The 25421-nt window shown below is 74.2% G+C and carries 21 protein-coding genes and 1 tRNA gene; 10 read left to right on the plus strand and 12 right to left on the minus strand.

Features of this window, described 5'->3' with window-relative positions; translation table 11 throughout:
- Nucleotides 1-40: 40 nt before the first annotated feature.
- Complete coding sequence (locus tag PKE99_RS31855; protein ID WP_037047560.1) at nt 41-1270, minus strand: class I SAM-dependent methyltransferase; 1230 nt, start codon at nt 1268-1270, stop codon at nt 41-43.
- Between the two features lie 166 nt (nt 1271-1436).
- Here PKE99_RS31855 and PKE99_RS31860 point away from each other — a divergent pair.
- A tRNA-Gln gene (locus PKE99_RS31860) sits at nt 1437-1507 on the plus strand.
- A gap of 222 nt (nt 1508-1729) precedes the next feature.
- Here PKE99_RS31860 and PKE99_RS31865 read toward each other — a convergent pair.
- A complete protein-coding gene (locus tag PKE99_RS31865; protein WP_037047562.1) occupies nt 1730-2167 on the minus strand; it encodes an OsmC family peroxiredoxin in 438 nt (145 codons plus the stop codon).
- A gap of 113 nt (nt 2168-2280) precedes the next feature.
- Entirely contained in the window at nt 2281-2754 is a 474-nt protein-coding gene (locus PKE99_RS31870) for a L,D-transpeptidase (protein WP_037047564.1), read from the minus strand.
- A 147-nt stretch (nt 2755-2901) separates the two neighbouring features.
- Here PKE99_RS31870 and glmU point away from each other — a divergent pair, with 147 nt between their 5' ends.
- Nucleotides 2902-4398, plus strand: a complete 1497-nt coding sequence (gene glmU, locus PKE99_RS31875) for a bifunctional UDP-N-acetylglucosamine diphosphorylase/glucosamine-1-phosphate N-acetyltransferase GlmU (RefSeq protein WP_037047568.1) — start codon at nt 2902-2904, stop codon at nt 4396-4398.
- Entirely contained in the window at nt 4395-5375 is a 981-nt protein-coding gene (locus PKE99_RS31880; protein ID WP_037047570.1) for a ribose-phosphate diphosphokinase, read from the plus strand. The genes glmU and PKE99_RS31880 overlap by 4 nt, the downstream gene beginning before the upstream one ends.
- A gap of 49 nt (nt 5376-5424) precedes the next feature.
- On the opposite strand, the gene PKE99_RS31885 is transcribed toward PKE99_RS31880, so the two are convergent.
- The gene (locus tag PKE99_RS31885) at nt 5425-6075 is read right to left on the minus strand and encodes an Rv1352/Rv1906c domain-containing protein (protein ID WP_051737643.1); all 651 of its coding nucleotides are present in this window, start codon (nt 6073-6075) and stop codon (nt 5425-5427) included.
- 291 nt (nt 6076-6366) lie between these two features.
- Between PKE99_RS31885 and PKE99_RS31890 the strand changes: the two genes are divergently transcribed.
- A complete protein-coding gene (locus PKE99_RS31890) occupies nt 6367-7047 on the plus strand; it encodes a 50S ribosomal protein L25/general stress protein Ctc (RefSeq protein ID WP_037047573.1) in 681 nt (226 codons plus the stop codon).
- Nucleotides 7048-7050: 3 nt separating this feature from the next.
- Nucleotides 7051-7647: an aminoacyl-tRNA hydrolase gene (pth, locus tag PKE99_RS31895; RefSeq protein WP_037047575.1), complete on the plus strand. Its 597-nt coding sequence runs from the start codon at nt 7051-7053 to the stop codon at nt 7645-7647.
- A gap of 45 nt (nt 7648-7692) precedes the next feature.
- Here pth and PKE99_RS31900 read toward each other — a convergent pair whose 3' ends face one another.
- Nucleotides 7693-9360 carry a fatty acyl-AMP ligase gene (locus PKE99_RS31900; RefSeq protein WP_037047577.1) on the minus strand — a complete coding sequence of 556 codons (1668 nt, stop codon included), beginning with the start codon at nt 9358-9360 and terminating at the stop codon, nt 7693-7695.
- A gap of 49 nt (nt 9361-9409) precedes the next feature.
- Here PKE99_RS31900 and PKE99_RS31905 point away from each other — a divergent pair, with 49 nt between their 5' ends.
- Nucleotides 9410-10765 (plus strand): dipeptidase, encoded by a 1356-nt coding sequence (locus tag PKE99_RS31905; RefSeq protein ID WP_231498266.1) that lies wholly within the window; start codon nt 9410-9412, stop codon nt 10763-10765.
- Nucleotides 10766-10826: 61 nt separating this feature from the next.
- Nucleotides 10827-13910 (plus strand): AfsR/SARP family transcriptional regulator, encoded by a 3084-nt coding sequence (locus PKE99_RS31910; RefSeq protein WP_051737644.1) that lies wholly within the window; start codon nt 10827-10829, stop codon nt 13908-13910.
- Here PKE99_RS31910 and PKE99_RS31915 read toward each other — a convergent pair.
- The gene (locus PKE99_RS31915) at nt 13892-14722 is read right to left on the minus strand and encodes an ABC transporter permease (RefSeq protein ID WP_037047579.1); all 831 of its coding nucleotides are present in this window, start codon (nt 14720-14722) and stop codon (nt 13892-13894) included. The two genes, PKE99_RS31910 and PKE99_RS31915, sit on opposite strands and share 19 nt — an antisense overlap.
- Nucleotides 14719-15681, minus strand: coding sequence for a daunorubicin resistance protein DrrA family ABC transporter ATP-binding protein (locus PKE99_RS31920; RefSeq protein ID WP_037047582.1), 963 nt, complete (start codon nt 15679-15681; stop codon nt 14719-14721). Before PKE99_RS31920 ends, PKE99_RS31915 begins: the two co-directional genes overlap by 4 nt.
- A gap of 305 nt (nt 15682-15986) precedes the next feature.
- On the opposite strand from PKE99_RS31920, the gene PKE99_RS31925 reads away from it, so the two are divergent.
- Nucleotides 15987-17537, plus strand: a complete 1551-nt coding sequence (locus tag PKE99_RS31925) for an MFS transporter (RefSeq protein ID WP_051737645.1) — start codon at nt 15987-15989, stop codon at nt 17535-17537.
- 53 nt (nt 17538-17590) lie between these two features.
- Here the strand turns inward: PKE99_RS31925 and PKE99_RS31930 are convergent, their stop codons facing one another.
- From PKE99_RS31930 to rsmA, 4 genes are all read right to left on the minus strand, one after another.
- Nucleotides 17591-19378: an ABC-F family ATP-binding cassette domain-containing protein gene (locus tag PKE99_RS31930; protein ID WP_037047584.1), complete on the minus strand. Its 1788-nt coding sequence runs from the start codon at nt 19376-19378 to the stop codon at nt 17591-17593.
- Nucleotides 19379-19388: 10 nt separating this feature from the next.
- Nucleotides 19389-20363, minus strand: a complete 975-nt coding sequence (locus PKE99_RS31935) for a 4-(cytidine 5'-diphospho)-2-C-methyl-D-erythritol kinase (protein WP_037047868.1) — start codon at nt 20361-20363, stop codon at nt 19389-19391.
- 9 nt (nt 20364-20372) lie between these two features.
- Complete coding sequence (locus PKE99_RS31940; protein ID WP_051737646.1) at nt 20373-21851, minus strand: DHA2 family efflux MFS transporter permease subunit; 1479 nt, start codon at nt 21849-21851, stop codon at nt 20373-20375.
- Between the two features lie 75 nt (nt 21852-21926).
- Nucleotides 21927-22775, minus strand: coding sequence for a 16S rRNA (adenine(1518)-N(6)/adenine(1519)-N(6))-dimethyltransferase RsmA (rsmA, locus tag PKE99_RS31945; protein WP_037047587.1), 849 nt, complete (start codon nt 22773-22775; stop codon nt 21927-21929).
- 43 nt (nt 22776-22818) lie between these two features.
- On the opposite strand from rsmA, the gene PKE99_RS31950 reads away from it, so the two are divergent.
- Together PKE99_RS31950 and PKE99_RS31955 are read left to right on the plus strand one after the other, a co-directional pair.
- A complete protein-coding gene (locus PKE99_RS31950) occupies nt 22819-23499 on the plus strand; it encodes a VOC family protein (protein WP_197040691.1) in 681 nt (226 codons plus the stop codon).
- Nucleotides 23496-24152, plus strand: coding sequence for an HAD-IA family hydrolase (locus tag PKE99_RS31955; protein ID WP_037047592.1), 657 nt, complete (start codon nt 23496-23498; stop codon nt 24150-24152). The genes PKE99_RS31950 and PKE99_RS31955 overlap by 4 nt, the downstream gene beginning before the upstream one ends.
- Nucleotides 24153-24203: 51 nt before the next feature.
- On the opposite strand, the gene PKE99_RS31960 is transcribed toward PKE99_RS31955, so the two are convergent.
- Nucleotides 24204-25421: resuscitation-promoting factor (locus PKE99_RS31960; RefSeq protein ID WP_271214953.1), on the minus strand; the 1218-nt coding region annotated here is incomplete at its 5' end.

Genomic DNA, 25421 nt, shown 5'->3' on the forward strand with positions numbered 1-25421 from the left:
ACCCCGCGCCGACAGGGCCGAACGATCACTCTCGGTGGTCTCAGACGACCTCGAGGGACGGGATCGGGAAGACCAGCCGTCCGCCCCACTCCCGGACGGGCGCGAGCTGCTCGACGAGCTCGTCCCGCAGGTTCCAGGGCAGCACGAGGACGTAGTCCGGCCGGTCGGCCTCGATCCGCTCGGGCGGCAGGACGGGGATCCGCGTTCCCGGGGTGAACCGGCCGTGCTTGTACGGGTTGCGGTCGACGGTGTACGGGAGCAGGTCGGGCCGGATGCCGCAGTAGTTGAGCAGGGTGTTGCCCTTCCCGGGCGCGCCGTACCCGACCACCGACCTGCCCGCCCGCCGGGCCTCGATCAGGAAGGCCACCAGGTCGTCACGCACGCGCGAGACGGCCTCCGCGAAGCCGTCGTGGCCGTCGACCGTGTGCAGCCCCGCCTTCTCCTCCGCGGCGAGCACCTCGCGGACGCGCTCCGACGGCTCGCCCGCGACGGCGGCCGGCCGGGCCCAGACGCGGATCGACCCGCCATGGGTGTCCAGGAGCTCGACGTCGACGACCGTCAGACCGCCCGACGCGAGGGCCCGCTGCGCCGTGAGCAGCGTGTAGTACTGGAAGTGCTCGTGGTAGACGGTGTCGAACTGGGTCCGCTCGACGAGCGTGAGCAGGTGCTGGACCTCGATCGACACCCAGCCGTCGTCGGCGACGAGGGCACGCAGGCCCTCGGTGAACCCGACGACGTCGGGGATGTGGGCGTAGACGTTGTTGAGCGCGACGAGATCCGCCGGCCCGTGCTCCGCGCGGACCTGCACCCCGGTCTCCGGGGTGAGGAACGCGGTCAGGGTGGGCACGCCCCGCTCCCGCGCGGCCTCACCCACGTTGCGCGACGGCTCGATCCCCAGGCAGCGGACACCGCGCTCGACGACGTGCTGCAGCAGGTAGCCGTCGTTGCTGGCCACCTCGACGACGAACGAGTCCGGCCCGAGTCCGAGCCGCTCGCTCGACGCGTCGACGAACCGCTTCGCGTGCTCCACCCAGGAGGTCGAGTACGACGAGAAGTAGGCGTACTCGGTGAAGGTCTCCTCCGGGGTGATCAACGGAGGCAGCTGGGCGAGCAGGCACTCCTCGCAGACCCGGACGTGCAGCGGGTAGGTCGGCTCCGGCCGCTCGAGCGCGTCGGCGGTGAGGAACAGCTCGCACGGGGGCGTCGCCCCGAGGTCCAGGAAGCTGCGCAGGTTGCGGGACCCGCACAGCCGGCAACGGAGATCGGTCACGGTTCTGATGCCCCCACGACGACGGCCTGCACGACACGTCCGGGTTCGCCCGCCCCCGTACCACCGTTACCCGGCGGTGCCGCCGTTCGGCCGATCCTCGACGGGGCGGCCGGGCCGGACGCGCCGCCGCAGCCGCTCCAACGGCCCGTGACAGGATGGAGGCCTGTCCGCCGTGGTGTAACGGCAGCACCTCGGATTTTGGTTCCGATGGTCCAGGTTCGAATCCTGGCGGCGGAGCAGGTCCCGCCGAGCGCACCGGCCGACCCGCACACGCGGAAGGGCGGCCCGCCGGATCGCGGCGGGCCGCCCTTCACGTCGGTCGCGGCCCCGGAGCTCCGGACGGAGCTCAGAGGACGCAGGCGGGCTTCGGCGGGGGTGGCGGCTGGGGCCGTCCGTTTCCCGTGCACCCCGGGCTCGTGGTCGTGCGCATGCCTCGTCCCTCCCGCCCGACGGGCGCGCTCAGTCCAGCGCGGCGTCGAGCGTGATCGTGGTGCCCGTCAGCGCCTTGCTGACCGGGCAGCCGTCCTTGGCGGCCCGGGCGGCCTTCTCGAAGGCGGCGGCGTCCATGCCCGGGACCTCGCCCCGGACGGTGAGCACGATGCCCGTGATCCGGAACCCGCCGCCCTGGTCCGGTCCGAGCGAGACGTCGGCCTTCACGTCGAGCGACTCGGGCGTGGCGCCCTCCTGCCCGATCAACGCGGAGAGCTGCATCGCGTAGCAGGCGGAGTGGGCCGCGGCGATGAGCTCCTCGGGGCTGGTGGTGCCGCCGGCGTCGTCGGCCGCGCGCTTGGGGAAGCTCACGTCGTAGGTGCCGACCTTGCTGCTGGTCAGCTCGACCTGGCCGGATCCCTGCTCCAGGGTCCCGCTCCAGGCCGTCCGTGCGGTGCGAGTGGGCATTCGGATCTCCCGTCGACGATCGTCCGTACGGAGGAACCCACCGCGCGCTCCCGGGTACACGGAACCCGACCCCGGGGTCGCCGACCGGTCGGATCGGGACGACGAGCGGACGATCACCGCACCTGGACGGTGTCGCCGACCTGGAGGAAGTCGTAGAAGGCGCGGGCGTCCTCGCGGGCGAGCCGGACGCAGCCCGCGGACGGCGTCTGCAGGTTGCCCTCGTGGAACGCGATCCCGCCCTCGGCGAAGAACACCGCGAACGGCATCGGCGCGTCGTTGAACTCCTTGCTGCGGTGCTTGTCGTTCTTCCACTCGACCTCGAAGTCGCCCCGCGGCGTCTCGTGGCCGGGCCCGCCGGGGCTCGTGGCGACGGGACCGCGGACCACGCGCCCGTCGTCGATCAGCCAGGCCTTCTTGCCGGCGAGGTCCACGCACGCACGCGCCTCGGCGGTGCACGGCGTCCCCTCGACGGGACCGGGTCCCGCAACGGCCTGCCCCTGACCGGCGGCGAGCGTCCCCACCCCGACCAGACCGGCCGCGACCGCACCGCGCAGCCGCGGCGAACGAGCCCTGCTGTGCCTTCCCATGTGTCCGCTCGGCACCTTTCATCCCGTTCGACCCGGCCAGCAGCACAACGACCGTGACCTGCCGAGGTAACGAGCCGAATATTCGGCCCGACAGGCCCGCGTAGGATTCGCCCCGCATCGGGGACCCGACCATCTCGAGGAGCGCCCATGCCCGACCGCCCTTCCGTCCGTCCCACCGCCGCCGTCGTGCTGGCCGCGGGTGAGGGGACCCGGATGCGGTCCGCGACCCCCAAGGTGCTGCACGAGATCGGCGGCCGGAGCCTGCTGGGGCACGCGGTGCACGCGGTCGCCGAGCTGGAGCCCGAGCACCTCGCGGTGGTCGTCGGGCACGCCCGCGAGCAGGTCGGCGCCGCGCTCGAGCGCATCGGGGACGAGGTGGCGCGCCGGGTCCTCCCGGCCGTCCAGGAGCAGCAGAACGGCACCGGCGACGCCGTGCGCTGCGGCCTCGCCGCCCTCCCCGGCGAGCTGTCCGGCACCGTCCTCGTGACCTACGGGGACGTCCCGCTGCTCGACGCCGTCACGTTCGCCGAGGTCCTGCGCGTGCACGAGACCGCCGGCGCCGCCGTCACGCTGCTCACCACCGATCTCGACGACCCCACCGGCTACGGCCGGATCGTCCGCGACGCCACCGGGTCGGTGCTGCGGATCGTCGAGCAGAAGGACGCCACGGACGAGCAGCGGGCGCTCACGGAGATCAACTCCGGCGTCTACGCCTTCGACGCCGCGTTCCTCACCGCGGGGCTCGGCCGGCTCGACACCGCCAACGCCCAGGGCGAGCTCTACCTCACCGACCTGGTCGCGCTCGCGGTCGCGGACGGCCTGCGCGTCGAGGCGGTGCGGGTGGACGACCCGTGGCTGGTCTCGGGCGTCAACGACCGCGTGCAGCTCGCCGCGGTCCGCGCCGAGCTGAACCGGCGGGTGCTGGAGCGGTGGATGCTCGCCGGCGTCACCGTCGTCGACCCGGCCACGACGTGGGTCGACGTCCAGGTCCGGCTGGGGCGGGACGTCGTCGTCGAGCCGGGGACGCAGCTGCGCGGGCACACCACCGTGGGCGACGCGGCGGTCGTCGGGCCGGACACCACGCTCACGGACGTCGAGATCGGCGAGGGCGCCTCGGTGGTCCGGACGCACGGCTCGTCGTCCTGGATCGGCCCCGGCGCCTCGGTCGGCCCCTTCGCCTACCTGCGCCCGGGCGTCCGGCTGGGCGCGGACGGCAAGATCGGCACCTTCGTCGAGGTGAAGAACGCGGAGATCGGCCGCGGCTCCAAGGTGCCGCACCTCACCTACGTGGGCGACGCCACGATCGGCGAGCAGAGCAACATCGGCGCCTCCTCGGTCTTCGTCAACTACGACGGTGTGACCAAGCACCGGACGACCATCGGCTCGCACGTCCGGACCGGATCGGACACGATGTTCATCGCCCCGGTGAGCATCGGCGACGGCGCCTACACGGGCGCCGGCACGGTCGTCCGCGAGGACGTTCCACCGGGGGCGCTGGCGGTGTCGTCCGGGCCACAGCGCACCATCGACGGATGGGTCGTACGGAAGCGACCCGGCACGCCGGCGGCCGAGGCCGCCGAGCGAGCCAGCGACACGGCCGCCCGGGACGCGGCCGAGAGCGGCCGAGGAGGCACAGCGCAGTGAGTGCGATGTCGGGTCAGCCCAAGAAGAACCTGATGTTCTTCTCCGGGAGGGCGCACCCGGAGCTGGCCGAGCAGGTCGCCAAGGAGCTCGACGTCACCGTCACGCCGCAGTCGGCGTACTCCTTCGCGAACGGCGAGATCTTCGTCCGGTTCGAGGAGTCGGTCCGCGGGTGCGACGCGTTCGTCCTGCAGGCGCACAGCGCGCCGATCAACGACGCGATCATGGAGCAGCTGATCATGGTCGACGCGCTCAAGCGCGCCTCGGCCAAGCGGATCACCGTGGTCATGCCGTTCTGGGGCTATGCACGCCAGGACAAGAAGCACCGCGGCCGGGAGCCGATCTCGGCCCGGCTCATCGCGGACATGTTCAAGACGGCCGGTGCGGACCGGATCATGACGGTCGACCTGCACACGGCCCAGATCCAGGGCTTCTTCGACGGCCCGGTCGACCACCTCTTCGCGCTGCCGGTGCTCGCCGAGCACATCAAGCAGCGGTACTCCGACGCGGACCTCGCCGTGGTCTCCCCGGACTCGGGCCGCGTGCGGCTGGCCGAGCGCTGGGCGGAGACCCTGGGCGGGACGCCGCTGGCCTTCATCCACAAGACCCGCGACCCGCTCAAGCCCAACGAGGCCAAGGCGAACCGGGTGGTCGGTGAGATCGAGGGCCGCACCTGCGTGGTCATCGACGACATGATCGACACCGGTGGCACGGTGGCGAAGACCGTCGAGGTGCTGCTGAAGGAGGGCGCCAAGGACGTGATCATCGCGGCCACCCATGGCGTGCTCTCCGGCCCGGCCGTCGAGCGGCTCTCCTCCTGCGGCGCCCGCGAGGTGATCTTCACCGACACGCTGCCGATCCCGGACGAGAAGCGGTTCCCGACCATGACCGTGCTCCCGATCGCCCCGCTGCTGGCCGAGGCGATCCACCAGGTCTTCGACGACGGCTCGGTCACCAGCCTGTTCGACGGCAACGCATAGCCCCTGTGAGTGGCGATAGTCGCTCTGGCGACTATCGCCACTCACGAGGTCAGGAGACCTTGGTCCAGCTGCAGCCGCCGGACAACTCCAGGTACTGCCCCTTCGCCACCGACGCGTACATCTGACCACTGCTCGCGTTTCCGTCGACGAACGAGCTGATGCTGTCCGCCGCGTTCGTGTACGTCTGCCAGATGCACGAGCCGTACGTCCCGCCGCCCGACGTCTTGTAGCGGCCGGCCTCGATGTCCGCGCCTGCCTGATAGACCCCGTCGGTGAGATCGCCCGCCGACGACCCGCCGGACGAGCCCGACCCCGCGCTCGGCACCGGCACCTCCTTGGTCACCGTCACCGGCGCCGGGGCGGCGGCCGTGACCGTGACCGTCTCGGGCGCGGCGGCGGGCGCGGTGACCGTGACGGTCTGCGGCGCCGGAGCCGGGGCGGCGGCTGTCGCAGTCGCGGCGTTGCCGAGTGCGGCGCCGCCGATGCCGACACCTATCAGCAGCCCCACCGCCAGCCCCGCCGTGGCCCACGGCCAACGCCGCGTGCCACGGCGCCCGACGCCCGCGCGGTGTCCCGCAGCCTGCTCGCGGGTCCGCAGGGCGGACGGCCACGGGGCCGCCGGCGGCACCACCGGAATGACGTCGGTGATCGGGTCGGCGGTGGGGTCGGTCTGCGGGCGGGCCTGCGGCGTGACGATCATGGCGTTCCCCCGAATGCGCGGAGCGGGTACGGACGTCCGGCTCATCGCCGCAGGCAGGACGGGTCTTAGCCACGCCTTCCGGGATTCATCGATTCTGGGTAGCGCGGCCGGCGTGTCGCGCTTGGCGGACCCTGCGACGGGGCGCCGTGGAGGCGGGCGTACTCTTGTCGGCGGTTCCGCGGCGAGGGCGGGTTGTTCGACGAGCCCGCCGTCATCGACGTGTGGTCGGCTACTCCGCCGCCTCCTCGCCGCGCGCACGCGACATCAGCAGTTCGAGGAGAGAGACCCACCGTGGCCCAGTCCAAGATCGCCGCCGAGACCCGGACCGAGTTCGGCAAGGGCGCCGCGCGGCGCACCCGCAAGGCGGGCAAGATCCCCGCCGTCCTGTACGGGCACGGCACCGACCCGCAGCACCTGACGCTGCCGTCGCTCGAGTTCGCCGCCGTCGTCCGCGAGCAGGGCCGCAACGCCGTGCTCGAGCTGGACATCGCCGGGGGCAGCAGCCAGCTGGCGCTGACCAAGACCGTCACCTTCCACCCGATCCGCCCCTACATCGAGCACGTCGACCTGCTCGTCGTGCAGAAGGGCGAGAAGGTCGTCGTCGAGATCCCGGTGATCATCACCGGCGAGGCCGTGCCGGGCTCCCTGGTCACCCAGGACCTGAACACGATCGAGGTCGAGGCCGACGCCCTGGACATCCCCGAGAACGTCGAGATCTCGGTCGAGGGCGCCGAGGTCGGCACCCAGTTCCTGGCGGGCCAGGTCGCGCTGCCGACGGGTTCCGAGCTGCGCACCGACCCCGAGTACCTGGTCGTCAACGTGGTCGCCGCGCCGACCGCCGAGGACCTCGAGGCCACCGAAGACACCGAGGGCGCCGGCGTGGTCGAGGACGCCCCGGAGACCCCGGCCGACGAGTCCGAGGCCCCGGCCGAGGGCGAGTCCGCCGAGGGCGACGCCTCCGCCGAGAGCTGATCCGTGGCGCCGGCACCGTCCGCCGGCACGGCATTGGTGGTCGGGCTCGGGAACCCCGGGCCCGGCTACGCCGACACCCGGCACAACGTCGGGTTCGGCGTGGCCGAGTTGCTGGCCGAGCGCGCCGGCGCGCGGTTCTCGCTGCACAAGCGGTCCAACGCCGAGGTCGCCGAGGGCAGGCTCGCGGGCCGCAAGGTCGTGCTGGCCAAGCCGCGGACGTACATGAACGAGTCCGGCGGCCCGGTCGCCGGGCTGGTCCGGTACTTCTCGGTGCCGCCCGAGGAGCTCGTCGTGGTGCACGACGACCTGGACCTCGGGTTCGGAGTGATCCGGCTGAAGCGGGGCGGCGGCGAGGGCGGGCACAACGGCCTGCGCTCGATCAGCCGCTCGATCGGCACCAAGGACTACCTGCGGGTGCGCTTCGGCATCGGCCGCCCGCCCGGCCGACAGGATCCGGCGGACTTCGTGCTCAAGCGGTTCTCCGCGACCGAGCGCAAGGAGCTGGACCTCGCGGTCGACCTGGCCGCCGACGCGGCCGAGGCGCTGCTGGAGCAGGGCCTCGAACCCGCGCAGAACCGTTTCCACGCCCTCTCCGGCTGACCGACCACGGGCCCTCCCGCACCAGCGCGGGAGGGCCCGTCAGCGTCAGGAGCGGGAGGTGAGCAGGTCGGCGGTGGCGGCCCGGCGCAGCTTGCCCGAGGGCGTCTTGGGCAGGCTGCCGGGCGGGAGCACCTCCACCCGCGCCGGCCGCACCCCGACCGCGGACACCACCCGCGAGGTGACGTCCTTGCGGATCAGCGCGGCCTCGGCCTCGTCGTCGGCCTTGCGGGCCTCGACGGCCACGGCGAAGGACTCGCGCCGCTGCCCCTCCCCCGCGAACAGCCGGACGGCCACGGCGTTGCCCGCCCGCACGCCGTCGGCCTCCGCGGCGGCGCGCTCGATGTCGGTCGGGTAGATGTTGCGCCCGCCCATGATGATCACGTCCTTGCGCCGCCCGCACACGACGACCTGGCCGTCCTCGACGACGTAGCCCTCGTCGCCGGTGTCGAACCAGCCCTCCGCATCCTGCGTCGCGACGGGGCCGTTGACCGTCAGGTAACCCGGCGTCACGGACTCGCCGCGCAGCTGGATCACCCCGACCCCGCGGGTGCCGAGCACCTCCCCGGACTCGCCGACGACGCGGGCCTCGATCCCCGGCAGCGGCGGCCCGAGCAGCGGGAACGCGCGGGTCGGTCCCTCGCCGGCGGGCTCGGCCCGGCGGGCGGACTCGAGGGCGTCGGCGTCGATCTCGTCGACGGCCAGCCCCGTCTCGACGGGCGCGAACGCCACCCCGAGCGCCGTCTCCGCCATCCCGTAGGCGCACAGCACCGACTCGGGCCGCAGCCCGAAGCGCGCCCCGGCGTCGACGAAGGCCCCCACGGCGAGGGGGTCGACTGGCTCGGCGCCGTTGAGCGCGATGCGCAACGACGACAGGTCCAGCTCCTGGTCGGCCCGGGCGAGCTGGCGGGCGAGCACGGCGTAGGCGAAGTTCGGCGCGGCCGTGACGGTGCCGCGGTACTTCGAGATCAGCTCGGCCCACAGCAGCGGCCGGGACAGGAAGTCCACCGGTGTGACCGTGACCAGCTCGAGGGCGGTGACCATCGGGATCGTCAGGAACCCGACCATGCCCATGTCGTGGAAGAGCGGCAGCCAGGAGATCATCACGTCCCGCTCGACGTCGAGGCGGGCCGCCTCGCGCATCGCCGTGATGTTGGCGTGCAGGTTGCGGTGCGTGATCCGCACGGCCTTCGGCTCCGCGGTGGACCCGCTGGTGAGCTGCAGCAGCGCCGTGTCGTCCTCGGCCGCGGCCTCGGCGTCGGGCGTGACCGTGGTCGGGTCGCCGTGCAGTGCCTCGACCAGCCGGAACGGGATGCCGCGCTCGGTGAGCACGGGGGCGAGCCCGTCGAAGGGCGGACCGAGCAGGACCATGCTCGCGTCGATCATCCGCAGCACGGCGACGGTGTCCTCGGCCCAGTGCATGAGGTCGGTGCGCGCGGTCGGCTGGTGCAGCATCGTGACGCTGCCGCCGGTGAGCCACACCGCCTGCGCGAGCGGGGCGATCGACGCCGGGTCGGCCGCCAGCACGCCGACGGCGCCGCCGCGGGTCAGGGCGGGGGTGTTCCCTTCGGGCCGGCGCAGGGCGTCGGCGATCCCCAGGGCGGTCCCGTGCACCTCGCTCCACGGTCGACGGACGGGGGCGGCGGGCTCGCCGGTCGTCATGCCGCGGGAGGTGTCGGCGGCGGACTCCAGCAACGTCGCGAGGAACCGGGACATGGTGCGCAGCCTAAGGCCCGGACCGGCGGACCCGCGTAGGGTCGGGCCCGTGGCTCACACCCGTGACTCGATCGCCGCGGCCGTCGAGGCCGTGATCCCCGGCGCCCGCTCCGACCTCGAGCGGCTGGTGCGCATCCCCAGCATCTGGGCCGACCCGGCGCACGCGGCCGACACCGAGGCGAGCGCCGCGGCCGTCGCGGAGCTCGCGGGCGCCCTGAACCCCGCGAACCTCCAGATCCTGCGCGCCGAGGGTGGCGCGCCCGCCGTCGTGGCGCAGTGGCCGGCGCCCGAGGGGCAGCCGACCGTGCTGCTCTACGCCCACCACGACGTCCAGCCCACGGGCGGCGACGAGCACTGGACCAGCCCGCCCTTCGAGCCCACCGAGCGGGACGGACGGCTCTACGGCCGCGGCGCCGCGGACGACAAGGCCGGCGTGATGACCCACCTCGCGGTGCTGCGCGCGTACGAGGGGAAGCCGCCCGTCGGCGTCACGCTGTTCATCGAGGGCGAGGAGGAGTCCGGCTCCCCCACGCTGCCGCAGCTGCTGCGCGAGCACCACGAGCTGCTCGCCGCGGACGTCATCGTCATCGCCGACGCCGCCAATCCCGCGGTCGACGTCCCCGCTCTCACCACGAGCCTGCGGGGCCTCGTCGACGTCGTGATCGACGTGTCGCTGCTGGAGCGGCCGCTGCACTCGGGCGTCTTCGGCGGGCCGGTCGGCGACGCGCTCACCGCGTTGACCCACGCCCTGGCGAGCCTGCACGACGAGAAGGGCGAGGTCGCCGTCCCCGGGCTGCACGCGAACACGGGCACGGACGCCGCCGCCCTGGACATCCCCGAGGCGGAGTGGCGCGCCGAGGCCGGCCTGGTGGAGGGGGCCGAGCTGCTCGGTACCGGCACGCTCGCCGAGCGGATCTACCACAAGCCCGCGATCGCCGTCCTGGGGATCGACGCGCCGTCCGTCGCGCAGGCCTCGAACGTGCTGCTCCCGCGCGCCCGCGCCATGGTCAGCATGCGGCTCGCCCCCGGCGAGGACGCCCTGGCCGCGCGGGAGAAGCTCGCCGAGCACCTGCGGGCGCACGCGCCGTGGGGCGCGCAGGTCACGGTCGAGCACGGGTCGGGCGTGGCCGAGCCCTTCTCGCTCGACGCCAACGGCGGAGCCTACGACGCGGCCAAGCGCGCCTTCTCCGAGGCCTACGGCACCGCGACCGTCGAGATGGGCATCGGCGGCAGCATCCCGTTCATCGCCGAGTTCGCCCGCACCTTCCCGGGCGCGGCGGTGCTGGTCACCGGCGTGGGCGACCCGGCGTCGCGCTGGCACGGGATCGACGAGTCGTTGTCCCTCTCGATGTTCGCCACGGGGGCGCGGGCCGAGGCCTTCCTGCTCGACGAGCTCCGCCGCTGACCATCCGACTGTCGGCGATATATCGCTAGCGCCCGGCGGCGGCGCCCGGCAGACTGAGCCGATGCGGATCGGCGTGCTGGGCCCGGTGGCGGCGTGGGCCGCGTCGGGCGCCGACGTCGCCCCCGCCGGCCTCCGCCTGCGCGGGCTGCTCGCCCGGCTCGCGCTCGCGCCCGGCCGCACCGTCACCGCCGAGACGCTGGTCGACGACCTGTGGGGCACCAGATCCGACTCGGCGCCGGCCTCGGCGAACGCCCTGCAGGCGCTGGTCTCCCGGCTGCGCCGCGCCCTCGGACCCGAGCTGGTCGTGACCGTGCCCGGCGGGTACCGGCTCGACCTGCCACCCGGGGACGTCGACTGCGTCCGGGCCGCCCAGCGGATCGCCGAGGCCGAGCACGAGGCCGATCCGGAGACCGCCCGCGAGCTGGTCGGGCAGGCGCTCGCGCTCTGGCGCGGCCCGGCCCTGGCCGACGTCCGCCGGTTGCCCTTCGCCGGCCCCGCCGCCGACCGGCTCGACGGCACGCGGGCGGCCGCCGTCGAACGCGCCGCCGGGCTGGACCTGCTGCTCGGGCGCGCGGCCGGCAGCGTGGAGCCGCTGGCCGCGCTGCTCGCCGACCAGCCGCTGCGGGAGAGCGCCGCCGCCGCACTGGCCCGGGCCCTGCACGCCACCGGCCGCCAGGCGGACGCCCTCGCCGTGCTCGACCGCACCCGCGACCGGTTGGCCGAGGAGCTCGGCGTGGACCCCGGCCCGGAGCTGGCGGGCGCCCGGCTCGACGTGCTGCGCGGGGTGCCCGCGCCGGCCCCACCCGCCCCGCGCCCGTCACGGCCCGCCCCGCCCCGGCCGCTGACCAGCTTCGTCGGCCGGGAAGCGGACGTCGGACGGCTGCGCGAGCTGCTCGGGACCGCGCGGCTCGTCACGCTGGTGGGCCCAGGCGGCGCGGGCAAGACCCGGCTCGCGCGGGAGGCCTGCCCCGAGGGCCCGGTCGCCGAGCTCGCCCCGCTCACCGGTTCCGATCAGCTCGCGGAGACCGTGCTCGCCGCGGTCGGCAGCCCGGAGCTGGTGATCCGCCAGGAGGAGCACCCCGACGCCGTCGAGCGGCTGGTGGCCGCGGTCGGCCGGCGCGATCTCGTCCTGGTCCTGGACAACTGCGAGCACCTGATCGGCGCCTGCGCCGACCTGGCGGGCACGCTGCTCGGCCGCTGCCCGGCGGTCCGGATCCTCGCGACCAGCCGCGAGCCGCTGGCGGTGCCCGGGGAACGGCTGCACCCCGTCGAGGCGCTCGACGACGCCGCGGCCGTCCGGCTGTTCGCCGACCGCGCCGAGGCCGTCGCCCCCGGGTTCGACGCCGACGCGCACGCCCCCGCGATCACCGAGATCTGCCGCCGGCTGGACGGCCAGCCGCTCCCGATCGAGCTCGCCGCGGCCCGGCTGCGCGCGCTCAGCCCCGAGGAGATCCTCTCCCGGCTCGACGACCGGTTCCGGCTGCTCACCACCGGCGCCCGGACCGTGCTGCCCCGGCACCAGACCCTGCGGGCGGTCGTCGACTGGAGTTGGGACCTGCTCGACGACGCCGAGCGCGCCCTCGCCCGCCGGCTCGCCGTCTTCTCCGGCGGCGCCACGGCCGACGCCGCGGACCAGGTGTGCGGCGACGGACTGGACGACCCGTTCACCACGCTCGCCGCACTCGTCGACAAGTCGCTCGTCGTCGCGGTCCCCCAGGCCGGGGCGCCGACCCGCTACCGGATGCTGGAGACCATCCGCGAGTACGCGCGGGAGCGGCTGTCCGCCTCCGGCGAGGAACCGGCGACGGCCGCGCGGCACGCGGCCTGGACCGTCGCCCTGGTGGAGCGGGCCGAGCCCGAGCTGCGCGGCCGGGACCAGCTGCGGTGGCTCGGGGTCCTGCGCGCGGAGGCGGGCAACATCACCGGGGCGTTGCGCCGGGCCGTGGCCGAGCAGGACGTCCCGACCGCGTACCGGCTGGTGGCGGGCATGTTCTGGAGCTGGTTGATCCGCGGGGCCACCGAGGAGTCGATGAGCTGGGTACGGGCCGTCGGCGACCTGCCCACGGACGACGCCCCGGTCGACGTGCTCGCCCGGGTCACGGCGTTCCGGGCCCTCGAGGCGCTCGGCCGCGGGGAGATGGCGGAGGCGCAGCGGCACGTCGCGCGGGCGACCGCGCAGGCCGAGTCGGTCCCGCAGCCCCGCCATCCCGCGCTCGACCTGCTGATGCCGCTGGGCGAGGCGTTCGCGATCCAGGACCAGGCTCCGCTGACCTCGGTCAGCACCGCGCACCCGGACCCGTGGGTGCGGGCGTTCGCGCTGGAGATCCGCGCGACGCTGTCCGAGAACGCCGGCCTGATCGACCTCGAGCGCGAGCTGGTGCGCGCGGCGCACACCCTGTTCACGCAGGTCGGGGACCGGTTCGGGCTCGGGATGACGCTCACGACGCTCGGCGAGCTGGAGGCGTGGGCGGGCAACGCCGAGGCCGCCGCGACCGCCTTCGAGGAGGCCATCGCCCTGGCCACCGAGCTGGCCAACGACGACGACCTGCCCCAGTACCTCGTCCGCCGCGGCAGCCTCGCGGCCCGGGTGGGCGACCACGCGTTGGCCCGCAAGCTCTACACCGAGGCGCTCGAGATGCTCGACGGCGCCGAGTACGCGTCGCCGGAGATGGTGCGCGTCTCGCTCGCGGAGCTGGACCGCCTGGAGGGCGACCTGGTCGCGGCGCGCGCCCGGCTCGCGGAGATCGACCCGACGGCGGGCGGCGGGATCGCCGTCCCGCAGCGGCGCGCGCACCTGAGCGCGCAGCGCGCCCTGGTCGAGCTGGCCGCGGGCGACCTCGGGCGCACGGCGGAGCATCTCGCCGAGGCCGTCGAGGCCGGCGACGAGAGCCGGGACGGCCCCGTGGTCGGGATGGTCGCCGAGACCGTCGCGCAGCTGGCCATGGCCCGCGGCGACCGCGCGGGGGCCGCCCGGGCACTGGGCGTCGCCGAGGCCCGCCGCGGCGTCCTCGACCTGGGGGACCCCGCCGTCGTCGCGCTGCTGGGGGCACTTGGCCCAGGGGCGGACGCGCTGCGGCGGGAGGTCGCGGACCTCCCGCCGCGGGACGGGCTGGACCTGCTCCGGGATCAGGTCCGCTTGCGGTAGAGCGTCACCGCGATCGGCGCGAACACCAGCGTGATGCCGGCCGCCCACAGCAGCGCGGTGCCCGCCGGACCCGCGACCGGGCCGCCCAGCAGCAGGCCGCGCACGGCGTCGGCGGTCTTCGACACCGGGTTCACGTCCACCCAGCCCTGCAACCAGCCGGGCATGGTCGACGCCGGCACGAACACGTTGCTACCGAAGGTGAGCGGCAGCGAGATCAGCGCGCCGAGCCCCTGGACCGAGCGTGGGTCCTTGACCAGCATCGCCAGCGCGGTGAACACCCAGCACAGGGCGAACGCGAAGGCCATGACCAGCAGCAGCGCCGCCACGATCGCCAACGGACCGGCCGAGGTGCGGAACCCGAGGATCGCGCCGAACACCAGCATGATCACGCCCGACGTCGCGTAGCGCGCCAGGTCCGCGCCGATCGCGCCGAGCAGCGGGGCGGCCCGGGAGATCGGCAGGCTCCGGAACCGGTCGAAGATCCCGGTGTGCAGGTCGTCGGCCAGGCCGGTGCCAGTGCCGGCCGAGGCGAAGATGACGGTCTGCACCAGCACCCCGGGCAGCGCGAACTGCAGGTAGGCCGACGTGTCGCCGGCGATCGCGCCGCCGAAGACGTACACGAACAGCAGCAGGAAGATGACCGGCTGCAGGGTGACGTCGATCAGCGCCTCGGGCGAGTGGACCGTCTTGACCAGCCCGCGCCAGGCCAGCGTGGCGCCGTGCCGCAGCGTCGACGGCCCGTGCCGCGCTCCGGTACGTGGCGGGGGTTCGGGAACGGTCGTGGGGACGGGAGCGGTGGCGGTGGTGGTCATGCGGCCTCCTCGGGCGCGGGGCCGGCCTCGGCGGGGCGGCCGGTCAGGGTCAGGAAGACGTCGTCGAGGCTGGGCAGCCGCAGCCCCAGCTCCGCGACGGGAACGGCGGCCTCCTCGAGCCGGGCGCCGAGCCGGTGCAGCAGGGCGGGATCGCCGGACAGGGTCAGCTCGCCGGTCGGGTCGATCGCAGGCGTCTCGGTGGCCAGCCCGCAGAGCAGGGTGGCGACGGCGCCGACGTCGGCGCGGTGCAGCGGCCGCACGTGCAGCAGCTGCCCGCCGACCTCGGCCTTGAGCGAGGCCGGGGTGCCGCTCGCGATGACCTGCCCGCGGTCGAGGACCACGAGGTCCTCGGCGAGATGGTCGGCCTCCTCCAGGTACTGGGTGGTGAGCAGGACGGTCGTCCCCTCGGCGGCCAGGGCGCGGACGTGCTCCCACACCTCGTTGCGGTGCCGCGGGTCCAGGCCGGTGGTCGGCTCGTCGAGGAACAGCACGTCGGGACGGCCGACGAGGCTGGCCGCGAGGTCGAGCCGCCGGCGCATGCCGCCGGAGTAGGTCTTGACCCGGCGGCCGGCGGCCTCGGCCAGGCCGAACCGGTCGATCAGCTCGTCCGTGCGGCGGCGGGCGTCGCGCCGGGACAGGTCGAGCAGGCGCCCGATCAGCCGGAGGTTCTCGACGCCGGACAGGGCGTCGTCGACCGCGGCGTACTGGCCGGTCAGGCCGACCCGCAAGCGGACGTCCGGGGCCTCGGTCACGACGTCGTGGCCCAGCACGGTGGCCCGGCCGCCGTCCGGGCGCAGCAGGGTGGACAGGACGCGGACGGTGGTGGTCTTGCCGGAGCCGTTCGGCCCGAGCAGGCCCAGCACGCTGCCGCGCCGGACCTCCAGGTCGACGCCGGCGAGGGCGGTGGTGGCGCCGAAGGTCTTCACGAGACCCTCGACGCGAATGGCCGGTTCGTTCATGGCCACCACTGTCGGCGGCGGCGCTGCCATCCGGCTGACAGCGGACCGCCGCGCCGTGTCAGCCTCTGCTGGAGCGTGTCAGCGTGGCCGCCCCTCCCGATCGCTGCGCCGATCGGCGTATCTCGGGCCGTGACCGACCGGGTTCGTACCGTGGCGTCCGGTTTGCCGGCGGGGCCGTGGATCCGGGCCGTTGACCATCGCTGTGACCGCGATTACGGTCCCGCTTAACGATCGTTCGGCAGATGGGTACCCGCCCGTCTCCGCTCCCGGGATGCAGCGCCGCCGAGGGAACGAGGACCTCCACTGTGGATTCGACCGTACGCTCCACCCTGCCCGGAACCGGAACGGAGGCGTCCGCGCGTCGCCGCTGGGCCTTCCTGATCGACCGCAGGCTCGACCGCTACCCGACCGGTGGCGAGCGCTACGCCCGCCTCGTGCTCGCCGTGCTCGCCACGGTCGTCATCTACTACGAGCAGTACACGCTGGGCGCCGTCTCGACGCTGGTCTCCCAGCAGCTCGGGATGTCGTTCCTGTTCCTCACGACCGGTCTCGCCGTGGCGAACCTGTTGGGCGCCTTCGGGTCCCTGGCCGCCGGGCTCGCCGACCGGCTGGGCCGGGCGAACATCGTGGTCTACGGGATGCTGGTGGTCGGCGCGGTCACGGCCTTCGCCGTCACGCAGGTGCAGGACAAGTGGACCTTCATGATCCTCTCGACGATCGTCGCGATCATGGAGGGCATGCTGCTGGTGGCCACGCCGGCGCTGGTCCGCGACTTCAGCCCGCAGATGGGCCGGGCCCGGGCGATGGGCTTCTGGAACGTGGCGCCGCCGGCGGGCTCGCTGCTCGCGTCCGCGGTCGCGGCGCTCACCCTGGGCTCGCTCGTCAGCTGGCAGAGCCAGTTCCGCATCGCCGGCATCGCCGGGATCGTCGTCGCGCTGATCGCGCTGGTCTGGATGAAGGAGCTCAACCCGGCGCTGCGCGACCAGGCCGCGGTGTCCGAGGAGGACCGGGAGCTGCTCGAGGCGCGGGCCGCGCGCGGCGAGGTGAACGTGGACCTGGCGCACCCGTGGCGCCAGCTGCTGAAGGTCGACGTGGTGGTCCCGGCCGTCGGGTTCTCGATCGCGCTGCTCTTCTACTACACGATCGTCGGCTTCGCGCCGGTGCTGTTCACGACGGTCTGGGGCTTCGACCTCGCCGAGGCGAACAGCGTGATCGCCTGGGCCTGGGCGTTCAACGTGCTGCTCTCGCTCACCTACGGCGCGCTCGTCGACCGGTTCCTGGTGCGCAAGCCGTGGATCCTCGGCGGCGCGCTGCTGTGCATCGCCATGCAGATCGTGCTGATCACGCTGGTGGGCGGGAAGCCGAGCTACCTCACGCTCGCGATCATCATGGCCGTGCTGGCCACCTCCTGGGCCGGGTTCGCCGTGCCCTGGTACGCGGCCTTCACCGAGACCGTCGAGGCCCGCAACCCGGCGCTCACCGCGACCGGTCTGGCGATCTGGGCGTGGATCATCCGCGTGGTGGTGTTCCTGTCGTTCCTGATCGTGCCGCACGTCGTGACCTCGGCGAACACGCTGGTCGCCGCCGAGCCGTACGTCGCGGAGGCCGAGCGGCTGCAGGCGGCCGGGCAGGCGATCCCGCCGGACCTGGCGGCGAAGCTGGGCGAGATCCAGCAGGCCGCGGCCGTGACGGGCGACCAGTGGCGGCTGTGGATGTGGATCGCGGTGGTGTGCGCGGTGGGGCTGGCCGCCACCGTCCCGCTGCTGCGCGGCCGGTGGAGCGTGCAGAAGGCACGCGCCGACCTCGCCGAGCACGAGCGGCGGCGTGCCGAGGAGCTGGCGGCACTCGGCGGCTGATCCCACCCTGTGAGTGGCGATAGTCGCTATGGCGACTATCGCCACTCACGATGTCAGGCCTCGGCCTTCTCCGCGGCCTCGAGCCACTCCAGCTCGACGGTCTCCCGCTCGGCCTCGACGGACTTCAGCTCGGCGGACAGCTCCATCAGCTTCTGCGGGTCCGTCGCGGCCTCGGCGAGCTTCGTGTGCAGCTGCTCCTCGCGCTTGGTGAGCTGCTCCATCTTCCGCTCGAGCCGCGCGGCCTCCTTGCGGGCGGCGCGCTGCTCGGCCGCGTTCACCGTCGGCGCGGCCCTGGGCGCCGGGGCCGCGGCGGCCTGCGGGGCCTCGGTGGAGGCCCCGGCCGCCTGCCGGCGGCGGAGGTACTCCTCGATCCCGCCGGGCAGGTGCGTGATCCGCCCGTCGCCGAACAGCGCCACCACGGTGTCGCACACCCGCTCCGTCAGGTACCGGTCGTGGCTGACCACCACCAACGTGCCCGGCCAGCCGTCGAGCAGGTCCTCGAGGTTGGTCAGGGTGTCGACGTCGAGGTCGTTGGTCGGCTCGTCGAGCAGCAGCACGTTGGGCTCGGCCATGAGCAGCCGGGTGAGCTGCAGCCGGCGCCGCTCGCCGCCGGAGAGCCGGCCCACGGGCGTCCACTGGCGGGCGGGCGGGAAGCCCAGCCGCTCGGCGACCTGCGAGGCCGTCATCTCCTCCTTGCCGAAGCGGACGTACTTGGCGACGGCCTCGACCGCCTCCAGCACGCGCATGTCCTTCGGCAGGTCGACGAGGTCCTGGGTGAGCTGCGCGAGCTGCACCGTCTTGCCCTCGACGCGCTTGCCGCCGTCGAGCGGGCGCTCCCCGGTCAGCGACCGCAGCAGCGTGGTCTTGCCGGACCCGTTGACCCCGACGATCCCGATCCGGTCCCCCGGCCCGAGCCGCCAGGTCTGGTGGTCCAGCAGGGTCCGGCCACCGATCGTGACCGTGGCGTCCTCGAGCTCGAGGACGGTGCGGCCGAGCCTGTTCGTGGCGAAGTTCAGCAGCTCGACGCTGTTGCGTGGCGGCGGCACGTCGGCGATCAGGGCCTCGGCGGCCTCGATCCGGTACCGCGGCTTCGACGTCCGCGCGGGCGGCCCGCGCCGCAGCCACGCCAGCTCCTTGCGGGCCAGGTTGCGACGGCGCGCCTCGGCGGCGTCGGCCTGCCGGGCCCGCTCGGCGCGCGCGAACACCCAGTCCTGGTAGCCGCCGAGGTAGCTCTCGACGCGCCCGTTCGCGACCTCCCAGGTCCGGGTGCAGACGGCGTCGAGGAACCAGCGGTCGTGCGTCACGACCACGACCCCGCACCGCCGGGACAGCAGGTGCTCGGCCAGCCAGCTGACGCCCTCGACGTCGAGGTGGTTGGTGGGCTCGTCGAGCACGACCAGGTCGGGCTCGCCGAGCAGCGCGCGGGCCAGCGCGACGCGGCGCTTCTCGCCGCCGGACAGCCCGTCGACGGTCCGCTCCAGGTCCCGGATGCCCAGGCCGCCCAGGACGTCCCGCGCCTTCGCGTCCGAGGCCCACTCGTGGTCGGCGTCGTAGTGGCCGAGCACGATGTCCCGGACCCGCGCGCCGGCCGGGAAGTCGTCCCCCTGGGTCAGGTAGGCCAGCTTCAGCCCGCCGAGGCGGGAGACCCGCCCGCCGTCGGGCGCGCGCAGCCCCGCGAGCACCTCGAGCAGGGTGGTCTTGCCGCCGCCGTTCAGGCCGACGACGCCGACCCGCTCGCCGCGCTCGACGCCGAGGGACACGCCGTCGAGCAGCACGCGGGAGGCGTCGCCGGGGACGTGTGCGGAGACGTTCTCCAGGTTGACCAGGTTCTGTCCGGCCATCGGTCCTCTCTCAGGCCCGGGCCGGCGGCCAGGGCGACCCGCTCGGGGCGGGCGGTACGGGTGGGGGCTCGTCCGAGTCGACGACGCGGGCCCCGGGGACGGGCCCGTGCGCGACGCGGACGGTGCGGCAGACGCCGACGCCGGCGAGCTCCGCGGCGACCTCGACCGCCGACTCGGCGTCGGAGCAGAGGAACGCGCAGGTGGGGCCGGAGCCGGAGACGATCCCGGCCAGCGCGCCGGCGCTGACTCCCGCCCTCAGGGTACGGCGCAGGTCCGGCGCGAGGCTCACCGCGGCCGCCTGCAGGTCGTTGCCCAGCGAGAGCGCGAGCTGGCGCGGGTCGCCCTGGGCGAGCGCGCCGAGCACCGGCTCGACCGGGCGGTCCGGCGGCTCCTCGTCGCCGCGCAGCCGGTCCAGCTCGGCGAAGACCGTCGGGGTGGACAGCCCGCGCCGGGCCAGCGCGACGACCCAGTGCATCGGGTGCCGCGACAGGACCGGGACGATCCGCTCGCCGCGGCCGGTGCCGAGCGCGGTGCCGCCGTGCAGGGCGAACGTGACGTCGCTGCCCAGCTCGGCGGCCATGGACGACAGCTCGTCCCGGTTCAGGTCGAGCTTCCACAGCGCCGAGAGCGCGACCAGCGTGCCCGCCGCGTCGGCACTGCCGCCGGCCATGCCGCCGGCGACGGGGATGCCCTTGCGCAGCACGACGCGCACGTCGGGGTCGTGGCCGGAGCGCTGGGCCAGCAGCTCGACGGCCCGCCAGGCCAGGTTCGTGTCGTCGACCGGGACCTCGGACACGCCTTCGCCGTGCACCTCGAGGCCCGGCTCGTCGCTCGCCGAGACCGCGACCTCGTCGAACAGGCTGACGGCGTGGAAGACCGTGACGAGGTCGTGGTAGCCGTCCGCGCGCACGCCGCCCACCGCCAGGTGGAGGTTGATCTTCGCGGGCACCCGGACGGTGACCGGAGGACGAACGGCGGAGAGCACCACCCAACCCTACTGACCGCTGCGGACCGGTGACCTGAGGCTGACGGTGAAGGTGAGCACGGCCACCAGCCCCACCAGCAGCACCCCGGCGGGCAGCAGGAGGGCCTGCGCCATCGCGGTGGCGAAGGGTGCGTGGAGGGCGGCCGGGACCGCGGCGATGCTCTCGCCGACCGGGCCGCCCGCCCCGCCGCCCAGGTTGGCCGCGAGACGGGACTCCATGAGCACGGCGATGCCCGCGCTGCCGAGCACGGCGCCGACCTGCCGGGTGGTGTTGTAGACGCCCGCGCCGGCCCCGGCCTGGTCCTGCGGCAGGTTCCGGTTGGCCGTGGTGGCGACCGGACCCCAGACGAACGCGTTGCCGACGCCGAGCAGGGCGATCGGCAGCAGCAGGCGCCAGATCGCCACGCCCGGCTCCATCTCCGCCGCCAGCCAGACCAGCGAGACGGCCCAGGCCGCCATGCCGAAGCCGGCGATCCAGCGCGGGTGCCCCCGGTCGGTGAGCCGGCCGACCCACGGCGCCAGGACCCCGGAGAACACCGCCATGGGGATCAGCAGGAGGGCCGAGCGCGTGGGCGAGAGGCCGAGCACGCCCTGCGCGTAGAACATGATCGGGAACGACATGGCGGTGACCGCGAACCCGACGGTGGTGATCGCGATGTTGGCCAGGCTGAAATTGCGGTCCCGGAACAGCCGCAGCGACATCAGCGGCTCGGCCCGGTTGCGCGACTGCCAGAACACGAACCCGGCCAGCACCACCAACCCGGACACGATGAGCGCCCAGACGCCCGCGCCCCAGTCGTAGGACTGGCCCTCCTGGATGCCGAAGACCAGCAGGAACATGCCGATCGCGCTGAGCACCACGCCGAGGACGTCGAACCGGTGCACGTGCGTGGGCAGCTCGGGGACCAGCCGCATCGCCATCACGAACCCGACGACCCCCACCGGCACGTTGACGAAGAAGATCCACTCCCAGCCGAGCCCGTCGACCAGGACGCCGCCGAGGATCGGCCCGACCAGCGTGGCGACGCCCGCGACCGCGCCCCACAGGCTCATCGCGCGGCCGCGCTGGTTCGCCGGGAAGGTCCGGGTGATCACGGCCATGGTCTGCGGGGTCATGAACGAGGCGCCGAGCCCCTGGAACACCCGGGCGACGACCAGCATGGCGATGGACCCGGTGAGCCCGCACCACAGGGACGCGAGCGTGAAGATCGCGAGCCCGACGAGGTACACCCGCCGCGGCCCGAACCGGTCCCCCAGGCGGCCGGTGATGAGCAGCGGCACCGCGTAGGCGAGCAGGTACGCGCTGGTCACCCACACCACGGCGTCGACGCTCGCGCCGAGGTCGGCCTGGATCGCCGGCGTGGCCACGGTGACGATCGTGGAGTCCACGAGGATCATGAAGAAGCCCAGCACCAGCGCCCACAGCGCCGGCCACGGGCTCGTGGCGGGGGTGGCGCCGGGACGCGTGCCGGACTCGCTGACGGCCATGGTTCTCCTTGGGGGAAATCGGATCGCGGTGAAAGCGTAGGCCGCGGCACCGACAGGAACGCGCCGGAATCGGGATCAGGGCCGCGCGGCGGCGAGGCGGGCGAAGTCCTCGATCCTCAGGGTCTCGGCGCGGGCCATGGGGTCGATCCCCGCCGCGCGCAGGGCTCCCTCGGCAGCCGCGGCGGAGCCCGCCCAGCCCGCGAGCGCGGGCCGCAGGGCCTTGCGGCGCTGCGCGAACGCGGCGTCGACCAGCGCGAACACCGCGGCGCGGTCGCCGGGCGGGGGCTCGCGGCGGGTGAAGGCGAGCAGCCCGGAGTCGACGTTGGGCACCGGCCAGAACACCGCCCGCGGCACCGGGCCGGCGCGGCGGGCCGCCGCGAACCAGGCGAGCTTCACGCTCGGCACCCCGTAGACCTTGCTCCCCGGGCCCGCGGCGAGCCGGTCCACGACCTCCTGCTGCACCATGACCAGCCCCTTCTCCAGGGTCGGCAGGGCGCCGAGCAGGTGGAGCAGGACCGGGACGCCGACGTTGTACGGCAGGTTCGCGACGACCGCGGTCGGCGCGGGGTCCAGCGCCTCGACCTTCATCGCGTCGAGGTTCGTGACGGTCAGGCGGTCCGCCAGTGCGGGCGCGAACTCGGCGGCCGTGCCCGGCAGAGCCGCGGCGAGCGCGGGGTCGATCTCGACCGCGTGCACGTGCGCGGCGGCGGGCAGCAGGGCGAGGGTCAGCGACCCGAGACCGGGACCGACCTCGACGACGACGTCCCCGGGCGTGAGGTCCGCGGCCTTCACGATCCGCCGGACCGTGTTGGGGTCGTGGACGAAGTTCTGCCCGAGCTTCTTCGTCGGCCGGATGCCGAAACGCTCGGCGAGCGCGCGCACCTCGGCCGGGCCCAGCAGCCGGGAGGTGGCGGGGTCGGTCACCGGCTCATCATCCGGGATCGCCCGCACGGGGCAGACTGCGGGGATGCCGAGGTTGCGCTGGCTCACGCTGCTCACCGGGGACCCCGAGGCGCTCGACGCCCGGATCACCGAGGACCTGGGGCTGTCCCGCTGCTCCTTCGAGGCCGAGCTGGAGGGCTTCGGCGTGTCGAGCGCGATCTACCCGCTGGGCACCGACCGGTTCCTCGAGGTGTGCGCGCCGGTGCGGTCGGGGACGTCGGCCGCGCGTCGGCTGGAACGCGCGGGCGACGGCCTGTACATGGTGATCCTGCAGGTCGGGGACCTGGACGGGCAGCGGGAGCGGCTCGCGGAGCACGGGATCCGGGTGGTCGCGGAGTTCGACCGGCCGCAGACCCGCGGGCGGTGGGCGTCCCTGCACCTGCACCCCGCCGACACCGGGGCGGCCCTGCTCTCGCTGGACGTCTCGGACCCGCCCGAGGACTTCACGGTCGTCGAGGGGCCGTGGTGGGAGCACGTCCGCACGGATGTCGTGACCGACCTGCTGGGCCTCGAGATCGCCGCTCCCGGCGAGCGGTGGTCCGCGGCGACCGGCGCCGAACCGGACGGCGACACGCTCCGGCTCGACGACGCCACGATCACCTTCCACGACGGCCCGACGACCGTGCTGCTGGCCGGGCCCGAGGACCGCGACCTGCGTCTCGGTGGTGTGGAGTTCCGGGTCCGTCGTAATACAGTTGCATCATGACCGACCTCCCGGCCGTGGTGTTCGACTTCGGCGGCGTGATCACCGCCTCGCCCTTCGAGGCCTTCGCCCGGATCGAGACCGAACGCGGCCTGCCGAAGGACCTCGTCCGGCGGATCAACTCCACGAACCCGGACACCAACGCCTGGGCCCGGTTCGAGCGGGCCGAGATCGACGCCGCGGCGTTCGACGCCGAGTTCGCCGCCGAGGCCCGCGCGCTCGGCCACGACCTGCCCGGCAGCGTCGTGCTGGCCGTGCTGTCCGGGTCCGTCCGGCCGCGGATGGTCGCGGCGATCGACCTGCTCAAGGAGCGGGGCCACAAGCTCGGTTGCATCACCAACAACGTGCCCGCGGGGCACGGCGCGCAGATGTCCGCGACCGAGGAGCGCGCCGCCGAGATCGCCGCGATCATGGCGCGCTTCGAGTACGTGGTGGAGAGCAGCAAGGTCGGGGTGCGCAAGCCCGACCCGGCGATCTACGAGCTGGCCTGCACGGGGCTCGGGGTGCGGCCCGAGGAGTGCGTGTACCTCGACGACCTGGGCATCAACTGCAAGCCCGCCGCCGCCCTGGGCATGCGCGCGATCAAGGTGACCGGCGAGGACCAGGCGCTGTCCGACCTGGAGAAGGCCCTCGACCTCCCGCCCGGCACCTTCTGACCTGCACTCTCGTGCGGACCTGCCGCACGAGAGTGCCGTTCGTGCAGAGCGCTAGCGCGGCAGGCCGAGCTTGCGGGCGCAGGCGGGCCAGGCGCCGTAGCCGCCGCGGGAGTCGCGGACCTTGCTGGCGACGGCGATCTGCTCCTCGCGGCTGGCCTGGTGCGGCAGCGGCGCGTACTGGGCGCCGCCGTAGGCACGCCAGGTGGAGGCGTCGAACTGCACGCCGCCGTAGTAGCCGTTGCCGGTGTTGATGGCCCAGTTCCCGCCGGCCTCGCACTGCGCGAGCCGGTCCCAGACCGCGCCGTCGGCGATCACCGGAACCTCGGGCTGCTCGTCGTTGGTGCCGACCTTGACGATCCGCGGCCGCGGCGGGGTGCTCGCGCCGGCCCGGATCTGCTCGCGGCGGACCTCCTGGCCGTTCTGCACGTACACCCGCATGACGGCCGTCTGCTCGCCGGGAACGCCCGGGTCGACGACCTCGCGCTTGCCCCGCGGCAGCTCCGGGTCCTCGACCTCCTCCACCGGCGGGTCGGTCCGGCGCACCTCGACGACCTCGCCCACGCCGTTGCGCACGAGGTGGATCTGCATGCCGTCGGTGATCTGGGTGTCGCTGCTCGGCACCGACACGTCGTCCGGGCCGAGCGTGACGCCCTTGTCCGCCAGCAGCCCGGCGATCGTGCCGGCGCTGGTGGTGATCTGCTCGGGCGCGTTGGTGCCGTCGGCCAGGGTGACCGTGCGCTGCACCTCGATGCGGACGTTGAGCCCGCCCATCGGGATCTGCGTGGTCGGCGCGAGCGACATCTGGATCGGCTGGACGTTCACGCCCAGGCCCTTGAGCGCCTCGTCGACGGACGACGCGGTGGTCCAGACGTTGCGGGTCTGCCCGCCCTCGGTGAGCGTGAGCATCCGCGCCCGGTTGACGATCACCTGGTCGCCGTCGGCGATCTCGGTGGTCGGCGCGGGCTCCACGCGGTCCTGGGGGTTCGCGGCGATGCCGGCCGCGGCGAGGACGCCGGAGACGTCGTCGGCGTAGGTGTGCAGGACGCGGTCCTGGCCGTCGACGGTCACCGTGACGGCCTTGTCCGTCGCCAGCGCGGTCGCGCTGCCCGCGGTCAGCGTGAGCAGGGCGGCGAGGGCGACGGCGCGGGCACCGAACCCGGACCGCCGGCCGGTGGGGGCGGGCGGGGTCGCGCGACGGGTCGTGGTCGCGGGCCGGGGGCGGGCGGGCGCGGGGGCAGGCGCGGTGGCCGGCGCGGGGGCGACCGTCAG

The sequence above is a fragment of the Pseudonocardia halophobica genome, assembly GCF_027922425.1.
GTDB classification, from domain to species: Bacteria; Actinomycetota; Actinomycetes; order Mycobacteriales; family Pseudonocardiaceae; genus Pseudonocardia; species Pseudonocardia halophobica.